At 71.6% G+C, this 13,205-nt stretch carries 12 protein-coding genes; 4 read left to right on the plus strand and 8 right to left on the minus strand.

Annotation, left to right across the window (positions count from 1 at the left end; translation table 11 throughout):
* Positions 1-7 precede the first annotated feature (7 nt).
* Positions 8-1,504: an IMP dehydrogenase gene (gene guaB, locus AB0C35_RS00145; RefSeq protein ID WP_358448770.1), complete on the minus strand. Its 1,497-nt coding sequence runs from the start codon at positions 1,502-1,504 to the stop codon at positions 8-10.
* A 232-nt stretch (positions 1,505-1,736) separates the two neighbouring features.
* Between guaB and AB0C35_RS00150 the strand changes: the two genes are divergently transcribed.
* The gene (locus AB0C35_RS00150) at positions 1,737-2,126 is read left to right on the plus strand and encodes a DUF5319 domain-containing protein (RefSeq protein WP_358448772.1); all 390 of its coding nucleotides are present in this window, start codon (positions 1,737-1,739) and stop codon (positions 2,124-2,126) included.
* Between the two features lie 51 nt (positions 2,127-2,177).
* Here AB0C35_RS00150 and AB0C35_RS00155 read toward each other — a convergent pair whose 3' ends face one another.
* The 4 genes from AB0C35_RS00155 to groES all read right to left on the minus strand — a co-directional run bounded on the left by AB0C35_RS00155 (position 2,178) and on the right by groES (position 6,050).
* Positions 2,178-3,065, minus strand: a complete 888-nt coding sequence (locus AB0C35_RS00155; RefSeq protein ID WP_358448774.1) for a hypothetical protein — start codon at positions 3,063-3,065, stop codon at positions 2,178-2,180.
* Positions 3,062-3,649: a sigma-70 family RNA polymerase sigma factor gene (locus AB0C35_RS00160; protein ID WP_358449816.1), complete on the minus strand. Its 588-nt coding sequence runs from the start codon at positions 3,647-3,649 to the stop codon at positions 3,062-3,064. Before AB0C35_RS00160 ends, AB0C35_RS00155 begins: the two co-directional genes overlap by 4 nt.
* Positions 3,650-4,027: 378 nt before the next feature.
* On the minus strand, positions 4,028-5,653 hold the full coding sequence (groL, locus tag AB0C35_RS00165; protein ID WP_358448776.1) for a chaperonin GroEL: 1,626 nt from the start codon (positions 5,651-5,653) through the stop codon (positions 4,028-4,030).
* An 85-nt stretch (positions 5,654-5,738) separates the two neighbouring features.
* A complete protein-coding gene (gene groES, locus AB0C35_RS00170) occupies positions 5,739-6,050 on the minus strand; it encodes a co-chaperone GroES (RefSeq protein WP_358449818.1) in 312 nt (103 codons plus the stop codon).
* Positions 6,051-6,292: 242 nt separating this feature from the next.
* Here groES and AB0C35_RS00175 point away from each other — a divergent pair, with 242 nt between their 5' ends.
* From AB0C35_RS00175 to AB0C35_RS00185, 3 genes are all read left to right on the plus strand, one after another.
* Positions 6,293-7,513, plus strand: a complete 1,221-nt coding sequence (locus AB0C35_RS00175) for an SAM-dependent methyltransferase (RefSeq protein ID WP_358448778.1) — start codon at positions 6,293-6,295, stop codon at positions 7,511-7,513.
* A 648-nt stretch (positions 7,514-8,161) separates the two neighbouring features.
* Positions 8,162-9,811: a hypothetical protein gene (locus AB0C35_RS00180; RefSeq protein ID WP_358448780.1), complete on the plus strand. Its 1,650-nt coding sequence runs from the start codon at positions 8,162-8,164 to the stop codon at positions 9,809-9,811.
* Between the two features lie 229 nt (positions 9,812-10,040).
* Positions 10,041-10,982, plus strand: a complete 942-nt coding sequence (locus AB0C35_RS00185; protein WP_358448782.1) for an aminoglycoside phosphotransferase family protein — start codon at positions 10,041-10,043, stop codon at positions 10,980-10,982.
* 12 nt (positions 10,983-10,994) lie between these two features.
* Here the strand turns inward: AB0C35_RS00185 and tsaD are convergent, their stop codons facing one another.
* Genes tsaD through tsaB form a run of 3 tightly spaced genes read right to left on the minus strand, consistent with a single transcriptional unit; the run spans position 10,995 to position 13,194 of the window.
* Positions 10,995-12,026, minus strand: coding sequence for a tRNA (adenosine(37)-N6)-threonylcarbamoyltransferase complex transferase subunit TsaD (gene tsaD / locus AB0C35_RS00190; RefSeq protein ID WP_358449820.1), 1,032 nt, complete (start codon positions 12,024-12,026; stop codon positions 10,995-10,997).
* Positions 12,026-12,493, minus strand: coding sequence for a ribosomal protein S18-alanine N-acetyltransferase (rimI, locus tag AB0C35_RS00195; RefSeq protein ID WP_358449822.1), 468 nt, complete (start codon positions 12,491-12,493; stop codon positions 12,026-12,028). The genes tsaD and rimI overlap by 1 nt, the downstream gene beginning before the upstream one ends.
* A gap of 20 nt (positions 12,494-12,513) precedes the next feature.
* Complete coding sequence (gene tsaB / locus AB0C35_RS00200; protein ID WP_358448784.1) at positions 12,514-13,194, minus strand: tRNA (adenosine(37)-N6)-threonylcarbamoyltransferase complex dimerization subunit type 1 TsaB; 681 nt, start codon at positions 13,192-13,194, stop codon at positions 12,514-12,516.
* Positions 13,195-13,205: the final 11 nt, after the last annotated feature.

The raw sequence follows: 13,205 nt of genomic DNA on the forward strand, positions 1-13,205 counted from the left end.
GGGTGGGTCAGCGGCCCTGGTAGTTGGGGGCCTCCACCGTCATCTGGATGTCGTGGGGGTGGCTTTCGCGGAGGCCGGCGGGGCTGATGCGCATGAGCTGGCCGCGTTCGCGCAGTTCGGGGATCGTGCGCGTCCCCGCGTACCACATGGACTGGTGCAGGCCGCCGATGAGCTGGTGCGCGACGTTGGCGAGGGGGCCCCGGTAGGGCACCTGGCCCTCCACGCCCTCGGGGATCAGCTTCTCCTCGCTGCTGACGTCGGCCTGCGCGTAGCGGTCCTTGGAGAAGGAGGCGCCGCGTTCCCGGTTGCGCATCGCGCCGAGCGAGCCCATCCCCCGGTACGACTTGTACTGCTTGCCGTGGACGAAGATCAGCTCGCCGGGGGACTCCTCGACGCCGGCGAGCAGGCTCCCGAGCATCACCGTGTCGGCGCCCGCGACGATGGCCTTGGCGATGTCGCCGGAGTGCTGCAGGCCGCCGTCGCCGATCACCGGGACGCCGGCCTCCTTCGCCGCGCGGGCCGCCTCGAAGATCGCGGTGATCTGCGGGACGCCGACGCCGGCGACGATGCGGGTGGTGCAGATCGAGCCGGGGCCGACGCCGACCTTCACGGCGTCGGCGCCCGCGTCCGCCAGGAGTTTTGCGCCCGCGTAGGTGGCGACGTTGCCGCCGACGACCTCGACGGCCGCGCCGGCCTTGATCGCGGCGATCGTGTCGGCGACGCCCTTGGAGTGGCCGTGCGCGGTGTCCACGATGATCACGTCGGTGCCGGCCTCGATCAGCGCGCGGGCACGGCGGATCGCGTCCTCGCCGACGCCGACGGCCGCGGCGACGAGCAGCCGGCCGTCGGCGTCCTTGGTGGAGTGGGGGTACTGCTCGCTCTTGGTGAAGTCCTTGGTGGTGATGAGCCCCTTGAGGCGGCCGTCGGCGTCCACGAGCGGGAGCTTCTCCACCTTGTTGCCCCGCAGCAGCCGGAAAGCCTCGTCGCGCGTCACGTCAACCGGCGCCGTGACCAGGGGCATCGCCGTCATGACCTCGCGGACGGGACGGGACAGGTCGGACTCGAACCGCATGTCCCGGTTCGTCACGATGCCGACCAGTACGCCCCGTACGTCGGTGACCGGCACGCCCGAGATCCGATAGCGGGCGCACAGTTCCTCGACGTCGGCGAGCGTCGCGTCCAGCAGGCACGTCACCGGGTTGGTGATCATCCCGGCCTCGGAGCGCTTGACCCGGTCGGCCTGCTCGGCCTGCTCCTCGATCGACATGTTGCGGTGCAGGACGCCGATGCCGCCCTGCCGCGCCATCGCGACCGCCGTGCGGGCCTCGGTGACCGTGTCCATCGCCGCCGACGCGAGCGGGATCCGCAGTGAGATGCCGCGGGTCAGCCGGGTCGTGGTGTCGGCCTCGCCGGGCTGCAGGTCGGAGTAGCCCGGCAGCAGGAGCACGTCGTCGAAGGTCAGGCCCTGCGGGAGGAACTTGTCGGGCTCGGCGGCGGGGTTCATGACTACCTTCCCGTAGTGATGGAGGCATCGCGCCAGGTCACGGCGACCCTCTTCCCATGGTAGAGGGTGGGTCGCCGCCGGGACGGGGTGTTGTGAACGGCGGGCACGTGGTCTTGATGACATCTCAGAACAAGTGGGACGGCGCTGTACATTCCCACTTTGCGTGATCGTTCACGCACGGAGAAGAGCGGGGGGTGCACCTTCCGGGGCGTCAGGCAGTAGCGTGGGCGGTGTGCACGACGATGCTCCGCTCGACCCGTTCGCCGGGGACCCGGAGGACCCGGCGGCGTCGCTCGGCGACCCCGGCGAGGAGGCCGCTCCGCTCAGCGTGACGGAGCGCGAGGACGTGCTGGCCGACCTCGCCGACCTGGAGGTCTTCCGCGCCCTGCTGGAGCCGCTCGGGGTGCGCGGGCTCACCGTCGACTGCGGCGACTGCGGCAGGCTCCACTACATCGACTGGGAACTGCTGCACGGCAACCTGCGCCACCTGCTCGACGAGGGCCTGCCCCGCGTGCACGAACCCGCCCTGGCCCCCGACCCCGTCGACTACGTCAGCTGGGAGTACGCCCGCGGCTACGTCGACGGCGTGATCGACAGCGAAGAGGGCCGCGACGAGAACTGACCCGGCCGCCGACGGCCGGTGACGTTCGACCGTGCGCCACCGGCTGCCCGGTCAGTCGCGGGCGTAGGGGTTCTGGTACTCGTTCGTACGGCTTTCGGTGCGTCTGCGGGTGTCGGCTGTGCGCCGGCGGTCGTCGTCGTCGTGAGTGTCGTCCGTCCCGGCGCCGGGCATGGAGTGGACCGTCGTGGTCGGCATGTCGTGGCGGGGCCGCGGGCCGAACGGGAACGGGAGCCCTGGCCGCGGCCTGGCCCCTTCCCGGTTCCCGGGGTCGCCGGACCGCTTCGTCGCAGGGCGTTCGGGTTCCGGGGCGGGGCGGACGGGCGGCCGCGCCTGGCGGTGGGTTCCGGCGTCGGTGTCGGCGTGGACGGGCTTCGCCGTGTCGTCGGCGGCACCGGAGGAGGCGCTCGGGACGGGCGGTGCGGCGGAGGAACGGTCGGTCGCCCCGCTGCCCGCCGCGGCGACGCCGGTGCTGGCGAGGACGGCCCCGGCCACGCCGAGGGCGACGATCGTGCGGGAGCCGCGGCGCCGGGGGCCGCTGCCGGGGCCGGAGGGCTTGGGCGGGCACGGCGGGGCCGATTCGCGATCGGCCTCGGAACGGGCTTCACGTCCGGTTTCCGGGTCGTCCACGTCGATGATGAGGGCGCGCAGGAGCCGCACTGCCGGGTCGGGGTCGTCGGCCTGGCGCGGGCGCCCCGCCACGGGACGGTCGGCGGGAGCGGGACCGGGAGCGGGACCGGGGGCCGAACGCGGCGCCGAGCCGGTGGCGCGCCACGCCGCCAGCGCCTCGATGGTCGCGTCGGTCCGGCGCACCGCGCCGAGGTCCGCGGGCAGGGCGGCGGCCGCCGGCCGACTCGCGGGCGCCGAGGAGCCGCCGGGGTTCGAAGGCTCGGCCGGATCCGGGGCGCCCCGCATGCCGCTGAAGGGGCCGCGCTCCGTCAAGCGATCGACTCCTCTCTGGCCATCGCCCGGAGCCGGGCCAGCGCCCGGTGCTGCGCGACCCGTACGGCCCCCGCGGACATGCCGAGCACGTTCCCGGTCTCCTCGGCCGACAGGCCCGCCACCACCCGCAGCAGCACCAGTTCCCGCTGGTGCTCGGGAAGGCGTGTCAGCAGGTCACGGGCGCGCTGGGCCTCGATGTAGCGGACCACCGTCTCCTCGGGACCGGGACGGTCGTCGGGACCGTCCGGCAGGTCCTCGGTGGGCACGGCCGCGCGGACCGCGCTGCGCAGGGCATCGGCGATCTTGTGGGCGGCGATGCCGAAGACGAAGGACGCGAACGGCCGGCCCATGTCCCGGTAGCGGGGCAGGGCGGACAGGACGGCGATGCAGACCTCCTGGGCCACGTCGTCGGCGATGTGGTACTGGCCGGAGACCCGTCCGAGCCTTGCCCGGCAGTACCGGACGATCATGGGCCGCACTTCGCCGATGAGGACCTCGATGGCCCCCGGGTCGCCCTGGACGGCGAGGTTCGTCAGCTCCCGGAGGTCGCCGTCGCCCGCCTGCGCCGCGCGCAGCACCCGTATCCCGCGGCCGGTGTCGTGGGACGGTGGAGGGGCCGGCCCTCCCGAGGGGTCGATAGCGCGCGCGGCCATGGTCCCGGCGTAGCTTCCCTCGGTCACGTCAAGCATGATGCCCAGCACCCCCGGGCGTGTCTCCACCGTCGTTTACAACGGAATGGTCACAGTGCTGGAGCAATCCTGGCGATACTACGCATCGCTGTCGGCCGACCGCGCGGAGTTCTGAAAAACATTCAGACTTTTCTCTGGAAACAGTCAGAAATAGCTCATCGAGCTACATACAGCTCATGTACCGGCAGAAGACAAGACCCCCGCCCGGACGGACGGGGGTCTGTCAGCGTTCTCCGGACGGGACGAGCCGCACGTCCGCCCGGCGGGACGACCTCAGTGGCCGTGCCCGTGACCGTGGCCGTGGCCGCCGGCGGCCTCTTCCTGCTCCTCCGGCTTGTCGACCACGAGCGCCTCGGTGGTGAGCAGCATGCCCGCGATCGAGGCGGCGTTGGTGACGGCGCTGCGCGTCACCTTCACCGGGTCGATGATGCCCTGCGCGACCATGTCGCCGTACTCGCCGGTGGCGGCGTTGTAGCCGTGGCCCGACTCCAGCGCCCGCACCTTGGAGACGACGACGTACCCCTCCTGGCCGGCGTTCTCGGAGATCCAGCGCAGCGGCTCGTCCAGCGCGCGGCGGACGGCCTCCGCGCCGGTGGCCTCGTCGCCGGACAGGCCGAGGGTGTCGAAGCCGTCCTTGGCGACGTGCACCAGCGCGCTGCCGCCGCCGGCCACCATCCCCTCCTCGATCGCCGCGCGGGTCGCCGAGATGGCGTCCTCGAGGCGGTGCTTCTTCTCCTTCAGCTCCACCTCGGTGGCGGCGCCGACGCGCAGCACGCAGACGCCGCCGGCCAGCTTGGCCAGCCGCTCCTGCAGCTTCTCGCGGTCCCAGTCGGAGTCGGAGTTCTCGATCTCCACCTTGATCTGGTTGATCCGCGCGGTGATCTCGTCCGCGGAGCCCTCGCCGTCGACGACGGTGGTGGCGTCCTTGGTGACGGTGATCCGGCGTGCGCGGCCGAGGTCCTCCAGCCCGATCGAGTCGAGCTTGAGGCCGATGGCCTCGCTGACGACCTGGCCGCCGGTCAGGGTGGCCATGTCGCCCAGCATCGCCTTGCGGCGGTCGCCGAAGCCCGGCGCCTTGACCGCGACGGACGTGAACGTCCCGCGGATCTTGTTGGCGACCAGCAGCGCCAGGGCCTCGCCCTCGACGTCCTCGGCCACCACGAGCAGCGGCTTCTTGGTCTGGGCGACCTTCTCCGCCAGCGGCAGGAACTCCTGCACGTTGGAGATCTTGCCGTCCACGATGAGCACGTAGGCGTCCTCCAGGACGGCCTCCATGCGCTCGGGGTCGGTCACCATGTGCGGCGACAGGTACCCCTTGTCGAACTGGAGGCCCTCGGTGAACTCCAGCTCCAGGCCCATCGTGTGGGCCTCTTCGACGGTGATGACACCGTCCTTGCCGACCTTCTCGAACGACTCCGCGATCAGCTCGCCGATCTGCGGGTCCTGAGCGGAGATGGTCGCCACGTGCGCGATCTCGCTCTTCTCCTCGACCTCGCGGGCCGACTTGAGGAGCTGGTCGGACACGTACTGGGCGGCCGCGTCGATACCGCGCTTGAGGGCGAGCGGCGAGGCGCCGGCCGCCACGTTGCGGGTGCCCTCGCGGACCATCGCCTGCGCGAGGACGGTCGCCGTGGTGGTGCCGTCGCCCGCGATGTCGTTGGTCTTGGTCGCCACTTCCTTGGCGAGCTGGGCCCCGAGGTTCTCGTACGGGTCCTCCAGCTCCACCTCGCGGGCGATGGTGACGCCGTCGTTGGTGATCGTCGGCGCGCCGAACTTCTTGTCGATGACGACGTTGCGGCCGCGCGGGCCGATCGTCACCTTGACGGCGTCCGCGAGAGCGTTGACGCCGCGCTCAAGAGCCCGGCGAGCGTCCTCCTCGAACTCCAGGATCTTCGCCATGCGGATACTCCTCTTTCACGCAATCCGCCCCGGCAGCCCCGCCGAAGGCGGCGCCGACCGGGGCGGGTGCATCACGTCTCGGTGATTACTTCTCGATGACCGCGAGCACGTCGCGGGCCGAGAGGACGAGGTAGTCCTCGTTGTTGTACTTGACCTCGGTGCCGCCGTACTTGCTGTAGAGCACGACCTCGCCGACCTTGACGTCGACGGGGACGCGGTCGCCCTTGTCGTCGACGCGACCCGGGCCAACGGCAAGGACGGTGCCCTCCTGGGGCTTCTCCTTGGCGGTGTCCGGAATCACCAGGCCCGACGCGGTGGTGGTCTCGGCCTCAAGCGGCTGGACGACGATACGGTCCTCAAGCGGCTTGAGAACAACCTTGGTGGCGGTCGTCACGATCTGACCTCCCCTTCGATTGGTCCTCGGCCGGCCACGGTGGACCGGCCAGCACATGTGACAGAAGAGGCGACCCTGGACCGGCCTGCCGTCGCGGGTGCCAGACCGACCTTGTCGCTGTGTTGGCACTCTAGCTAGGAGAGTGCCAGACATGGAGACTATTCCGTGCCCGGTAGCCCGTCAACACGGACACGAACGCACACGGCACCTGCCGCTCCCCGTTCACCGGAAGCTAACTTCCCTCCATGGACATCGCGTCGTTCCAAGCCTTGGGATCACCGGCTGGCCAGGCATTGCTCAGCGAGACGTCCGGTCTGGACGTGAGCGAGGACGCGCTGCTCGCGACCGCGTCCCGGCTGCGTGAACGGCACGATCCCGCACTCGTCTCGGCGGCGCTCACACAGGTGCGGCTGCGTGAACGGGCCCGCGCCAAGTTCGGCGACGACGCCCGCCGCATGTACTTCACCCAGGCGGGGTTGGAACAGTCGACCCGCGCCTGCGTGGCGTCGCATCGTGCGCGACGGTTCGCGGACCGCCTTCCCGGCGCGCGCGTGCTGGAACTGGGGTGCGGGATAGGGGCCGACCTCATCGCACGTGCACGGAAAGGGCTCACCGGAGAAGGTGTGGAGCTCGACCCGCTGACCGCTGAGGTCGCCAAGGCGAACATCCACGCCCTAGGGCTGGACGGCCTCGCCTCAGTACGCGTGGGGGACGCGACCAAAGAAAACCCGGACGGTTTCCCGGCGCTCTTCGCCGACCCAGGACGGCGTACCGCACGAGGCCGGGTCTTCGACCCCCGTTCCTACGAGCCGCCGCTCGACGACGTCCTGGATCTGGCCCGCCGGGTGCCCACCGCCTGCGTGAAGGTCGCGCCGGGCATACCGCATGAGGTCGTCCCGGACGGCGCCGAGGCAGAGTGGGTCTCTCTCGGCGGTGACGTCAAAGAAGCGGCCCTGTGGCTCGGTGCGCTCTCCGGGGACGTGGGCCGGCGAGCCACCCTGCTCTCCTCCGACCTCGATCCACAGATGTGGACGCTCACTCCCCAAGGGCATGACGACCCGGACGTGCGCCCCTGGGGCCGCTACCTGTACGAGCCTGACGGCGCCGTCATCCGCGCCCATCTCGTCGGGGAGGTCGCAGACCAGGTGGGCGGCGGACTCGCCGACCCGCACATCGCGTACGTCACGTCCGACGAGCTGCGTCCCACGCCGTTCGCTTCGGCTTACGAGGTCGAGGACGTGCTGCCGTTCTCGGTCAAGCGCCTGCGCGCGGAACTGCGCCGCCGCGGCACGGGGGTGCTCACCGTGAAGAAGCGCGGCTCGGCGGTCGACGTCGACCGCCTGCGCCGCGACCTGGGCTTCGCCGGGCGCCGCGCGGCCCGCGGCGCCCCGGGGCTGACGCTGGTGGTCACCCGTGTGGGACGCGACCCGGTCGCCCTCCTGACCCACCCCGTCCCGCGCCCCTGACCCATCTCGCCCCGGCGGCGCTGACCCGCCCGGAGCGGGGCCGGGCTCGGATCGAGTCCAAAGATCTTCCCCGCGGCGGGGCAACGCCAAGCGGGACCGGGCGACGCGCCACGGCCGTGCAAATCATCTTCGCTTTCCGGCATTGCGTTCACCATGGATTGCGGGCACCCGGCAAGGCCGCGGCGCGTGCCGCGAATCGTTGCGCCGGGAGCGGTGGCCGCGGAAACACCAAGACAGGTTCAGCGAGGGGACTCCGGCGCCCCCGAATGCGTCATCAAAATGGCCCGATTCCCGCCGGGAGGCATCACGTTCCGCGCACACGTGTCGGCCGCCGCGTATTCATCCGGCGTTCGCGAACTGCCGATGTTGGACGAGATGTACGGACAGAACACCGCGCGAACACCGCCCCGTTCACCCGCGGCCGCCGCACAGATCCCCACGATCTTGCTCGATGGGCGCGAAGCGGGAAATTGCCGTGCGCCCGACGATCACTCACTATCCGCCCCAGTCGGATAACAGGCGCATTCCGCAGAACTCACTACGTTCTCTGCTACCCGTTATAGGCACCGTCCACACGCACTACAGTGGCGTCTCCAGAGATTCATTGCCGTGCGTCATTTCTCGCGCCGGCACACGAAGGAGCATCGGGTGGAAACGAATCACAACTTCCTGCAGACGGGGGGTCAACCGGTCTCGGATCGGATGCGGGAGTTGCTCGCCCGTGCGGCGCAGGACCACGTCTATGAACAGCGCTCACAGGGTCAGGTCCTCGACGAGATTCGGCAGCGGCTGGAAGGTATGGAGTGGCTGCTCCGCGAGGTCCGCGAGCGGGAGCTCAGCGGGCTGACCGGGCAGCTCGACAGCGTCCGCGGGCAGGTCGACGAGCTGACCGGCAAACCCCCGCAATGGGCCGAGGGGCTGGCCGAGCACATCGAGGCGTTCGGCGACCGGGTCAAGCCCGTCGCCGAGCTGCCGGCGCTGTGGGCCGACGTCGGCGTCGTCGCCGAGAACGTCGACGAGGGCCTGACCCGCATCCAGGCCGTCCTCGACTCCGCGCAGCAGATCACCGACGCCACGCAGCAGGCGTCGCAGCGCATGGACGAGATGACGAAGCGGCTGGACAAGCTCCAGGGCAGCATGGAGGCCGCGTCCGTCCGCTTCAACCGGCTCGACAAGTCGCTGGCGGAGCTCGGCCACCGGTCCGAGCGGCTCGAGCATTCGATCAACGGGGTCACGGCGCGGGTCGACCAGGCGCTCGGCGAGATGGCCGAGCGGATGGAGCAGGGGCTTGAGGCGGTCGGCGGACGGGTCGAGGGCGTCGGCGGCCGGCTCGACGGGCTGGACGGGCGGCTGGACGGCGTCGACGGCCGGCTCGAAGGGCTGTCGGGCAAGATGGACGGCCTCGACGGCCGGTTCGAGGGCATCGACGGCCGCATCGACGGGGTCGGCGAGCGGATCAGCCGGCTGCCCGCCACGCTGGAGATCGCCGAGCTGCACCGGCTGCTGAACGAGATCGCGCAGCGTCCGGCGGCCGAATACGGCGACCGGTTCGACGCGCTGGAGAAGCACCTCGCCGACGCGGTCGACCCGCTGATCGAGGAGCTGCGCGCCCGCCCCGACCGCGACGAGGTCAAGGCGACCATGTCGCAGATCGCCGAGACGGCCTACAGCGACGTCGCCAAGCGCATGGACGAGTTCTCCCAGCGGTTCGAGGACGTGCACGACGACGTCCGCAAGCGCATCGAGGGCATCCACGATGAGGTCGCCAAGCGGGTCGACGGCGCGCTGGAGGAGTTCACCGCGCAGGTCGACATCGTCTCCCGCCGGATCGAGTCGGTGCACACCGACGTCACCAAGCAGGTCGAGACCGTCCACCACGAGGTGTCACGGCAGGTCAGCGGCGTCCACGACGACTTCGGCAAGCGGATCGGCGACATCCACACCGATGTGACGCGGCAGGTCGGCAGCATCCACGAGGACGTCGCCAAGCAGGTCGGCAACATGCAGGAGGACGTCGCGAGGCAGGTCGGAGGCGTCCACGACGAGTTCGCGCGGCGCGTGGAGGGCATGCAGGACGAGGCGGGCCGGCGGGCCGAGGCCGCGGCGGCCGAGTTCGCCAAGCGCTTCTCCCACGTCGAGGACGAGGTCGGCCGCAAGGTCGACGGCGTCCACGACGATGTCTCCAAGCAGGTCAACGCGGTACACGAGGACGTGCTGAAGCGGCTGTCCACGCTGGAGGAGACGATGCTCGCCCTCGCCGAGGCGCTGCTGCGCCCCCGCCGCGAGAGCAAGGACTGACCGGCGGCCGCCGGGTGGGCCGCCGCCCGGCGGCCCACCCGGCGGCCCTCACCCGAGCCCCACCCGGCTCCCATCCGGCGGCATCTGGATACCCAACGGAATCCGCGAAGTTTGTCCGGCAAACCACCGCGACGACCGAAGGTGCTCCATCAATACACCGCGATGACGTGCTTTTTGTTACGTTCCGTCTTCACAAAATCACTCCCCATACCCTTCGGAATCCGTTTTCATGGATCAGGTGACCCACACACCGGCTCCCTGCCTCCCCACCGGCGCCCCACCCGGCGACGCCACCCTGCGCTGGGTCGAGGAGTGTCTCGGCAAGGGCGCCGAAGTCCGGATGGTGCGGCCGCTCCCCGGCGGCACCGCCCACTCCAACCACGCCCTGCTCGTCGAGAGCCGCTCCGGCAGCCCGCACCGCCTCGTCCTGCGCCGCTGGACGCCCCGCGGCCCGGCGCCCGCGCGCCGCCGCTACGGCGGCGCCGAGTTCTCCCCCGAACGCGAGATCGCCGCGCTCGCCCTCCTCGCCGGCTGCGAGATCCCCACCCCCGCCCTCGTCGCGGCCGACCCCGCCGGCGCCTACTGCGACGTCCCCGCCCTGCTCATCACCCGGCTCACCGGCCACCCGCCGCGCCCCTCCCCCGACGACCTGCCCGAATACCTCATCCAACTGGCCGCGGCGCTGCTGCCGGTGCACGCCCTGAACGGCGCGTCCACCATGCCGCCGTACGTCCCCCACAACCGGCTCGACGTGCGGGTCCCGCCCAAGCACGCCCTGCTCCCCGACCTGTGGGAACGCGCCCACGAAGTCGCCGCCCGCCCCGCCCCCGACGCGCCGGTCCGCTTCATCCACCGCGACTACCACGCCGACAACACGCTCTGGTCCTACGGCAGGCTCACCGGCGTCGTCGACTGGTCCGACACCTCGTCCGGGCCCATCGCCGTCGACATCGCCCGCATGCGCCGCGGGCTGGCCCTCCGCTACGGCCCGCCGGTCGCCGACCGCTTCCTGTCCACCTTCGACCAGGTCTCCGGCGGCTACCCGCACGACCCCTACTGGGACGTCCGCACCCTCCTGGACCTCCTCCCCGAAGACGACGGCCGCACTCTGGACGAAGCCGAAGTCCCCCTCTACGAGGACTACCTCGCCCAACTCCTGGCCCAGTGCTAGGGGGCCGCGGTGTCAGAGGGTGATGGTCTCGATGGGAAGGCTGGAGTCGGCGGGAAGCTGAAGGTCGGACGGGGCGGCGCCCGAGGCGACGAGCTCTGAGCCCAGGGCGGCCACCATCGCGCCGTTGTCGGTGCACAGCTTCGGGCGGGGTACGCGCAGCCGGACGCCGGCGGCCTCGCAGCGCTCCGCCGCGAGGGCCCGCAGCCGCGAGTTGGCGGCGACGCCGCCGCCGATCAGGAGGTCGTGGACGCCGTTCTCCTTGCAGACCTTCAGCGCCTTCTGCGTCAGGACGTCCACGACGGCCTCCTGGAACGACGCCGCCACGTCCGGGACCGGGACCGGCTCCCCGGCGCGTTCCCTGGCCTCCACCCAGCGGGCCACCGCCGTCTTCAGGCCGGAGAACGAGAAGTCGTAGGTGCCGTCGTTGTACTTCCCGCGCGGGAACGCGATCGCGGCCGGGTCGCCGTCGCGGGCCATCCGGTCGATGATCGGGCCGCCAGGGAAGCCGAGGTCGAGGACGCGCGCGACCTTGTCGAACGCCTCGCCCGCCGCGTCGTCCACCGTGCTGCCGAGCGAGCGGACGTCGGCCGCCACGTCCGGCACGAGCAGCAGCGACGAATGGCCGCCGGACACCAGCAGCGCCACGCACGGCTTCGGCAGCGGGCCGTGTTCGAGCTGGTCGACGCAAACGTGCGCGGCCAGATGGTTGACGCCGTACAGCGGCTTGCCGAGCGACAGCGCGTACGCCTTGGCGGCGGCCACCCCGACCATCAGGGCGCCCGGCAGGCCGGGGCCCGCCGTCACCGCGAACGCGTCGACGTCGGCGAACGCGACGCCGGCGTCCGCGAGCGCCCGCTCGACGGTCGGCGTCATCGCCTCCAGGTGCGCGCGCGACGCGACCTCCGGCACCACGCCGCCGAACCGGGCGTGCTGCTCGACGCTGGAGGCGATGGCGTCGGCGAGCAGCGTGTGGCCGCGCACGATCCCGACGCCGGTCTCGTCGCACGACGTCTCGATGCCGAGGACCAGCGGCTCGTCCCGAATCACTTGCTCTCCCTGCTGAAACCCATGGGCGGACGGGTGCGGAGCTTGCGGCACATGACGATCGCGTCCACGTCCGAGGGCTGGTAGTAGCGCTTGCGGACACCGACCCTGTCGAAGCCGAACCGCTCGTAGAGCCGGCGGGCCCCGTCGTTGTCGGCGCGGACCTCCAGGAACACCGCCTCGCTGTTGCGGCGGACGGCCTCGTCCAGCAGCTCGGTGAGCAGCGCGGCCCCGATGCCGCTCCCCCGCTGGTCGGCGCGGACCCCGATGGTCTGCACGTCGGCCTGCCCACCGGCCGCGGCGAGACCCGCGTAACCGACGATCTCGCCGGACGCCTCCGCGACGACATAGTGCCGCGTCCGGGGCTGGTCGGCCAGCTCGGTGTTGAGCATCTCCTCGCTCCACGCGTCCTCGGGGAACAGCGACTGCTCCAGGCGGTGGACGACCGGCAGGTCCGCGCCGGTCATCGACCGCAGGACGATCTCGCTCACGCCCGCGTCACCCTCTTGCGGGGCCCCGGCTCCTTGGCGTCCGGCCTGCGCAGGTAGAGGGGCTCGGGCGGGAGGAGCTCCGGGCCCTTCAACCCGGCCAGGCGCGCGACGGCGAGTTCCGCCAGCGCGCCGGCGGTGGGCAGCAGCGGCTCATGCTCCGCATCGCCGAAGACGTCCGGGTAAAGGGCCGCGCCCTCACCGACGACGGGGAGCGCGGGGGACGCTCCGTCCAGCACGTCGGACGGCGGCCCCACGGCAGGCCCGGTGGCGCGCGCGCCGCACGAGTCGTACCGCGCCCAGTAGACCTCCTTGCGGCGGGCGTCCGTGGCGACGGCGAACGGCTCGATCCTTCCGGTCGCCCACGCGATGATGTCCAGCGTGCAGAAGCCGTGGACCGGGATGCTGAGCGCCTCCCCCATGGAGCGGGCGGTGACGAGCCCGACCCGAAGCCCCGTGTAGGGGCCCGGCCCGACCCCGACGGCGATCGCGCTCAGGTCGCTCGCCGCGGCCCCGGCCTCCGCCATCACCCCGGCGATGGACGGGGTGAGCAGCTCGGTATGTCTGCGCCGGTCGACCGCCTCGGCCACGCCGCGCGGGACGGCGCCCTCGCCCGGCATCCACTCGTACAGCGCCACGGTGATCGCGGCGGTCGCGGTATCGAAAGCCAAGACCAGCACGGGTTGTAAGC

The organism is Spirillospora sp. NPDC048819 (assembly GCF_040650055.1).
GTDB lineage: Bacteria > Actinomycetota > Actinomycetes > Streptosporangiales > Streptosporangiaceae > Spirillospora.

What these genes read in the sequence shown, in the direction of transcription:
- AB0C35_RS00175 (WP_358448778.1), top strand. Translation starts at nt 6,293, where the DNA reads ATGGACATCGCGTCGTTCCAAGCCTTGGGATCACCGGCTGGCCAGGCA.
- AB0C35_RS00185 (WP_358448782.1), top strand. Translation starts at nt 10,041, where the DNA reads ATGGATCAGGTGACCCACACACCGGCTCCCTGCCTCCCCACCGGCGCC.
- rimI (WP_358449822.1), bottom strand. Translation starts at nt 12,493, where the DNA reads ATGACCGGCGCGGACCTGCCGGTCGTCCACCGCCTGGAGCAGTCGCTG.
- guaB (WP_358448770.1), bottom strand. Translation starts at nt 1,504, where the DNA reads ATGAACCCCGCCGCCGAGCCCGACAAGTTCCTCCCGCAGGGCCTGACC.
- groL (WP_358448776.1), bottom strand. Translation starts at nt 5,653, where the DNA reads ATGGCGAAGATCCTGGAGTTCGAGGAGGACGCTCGCCGGGCTCTTGAG.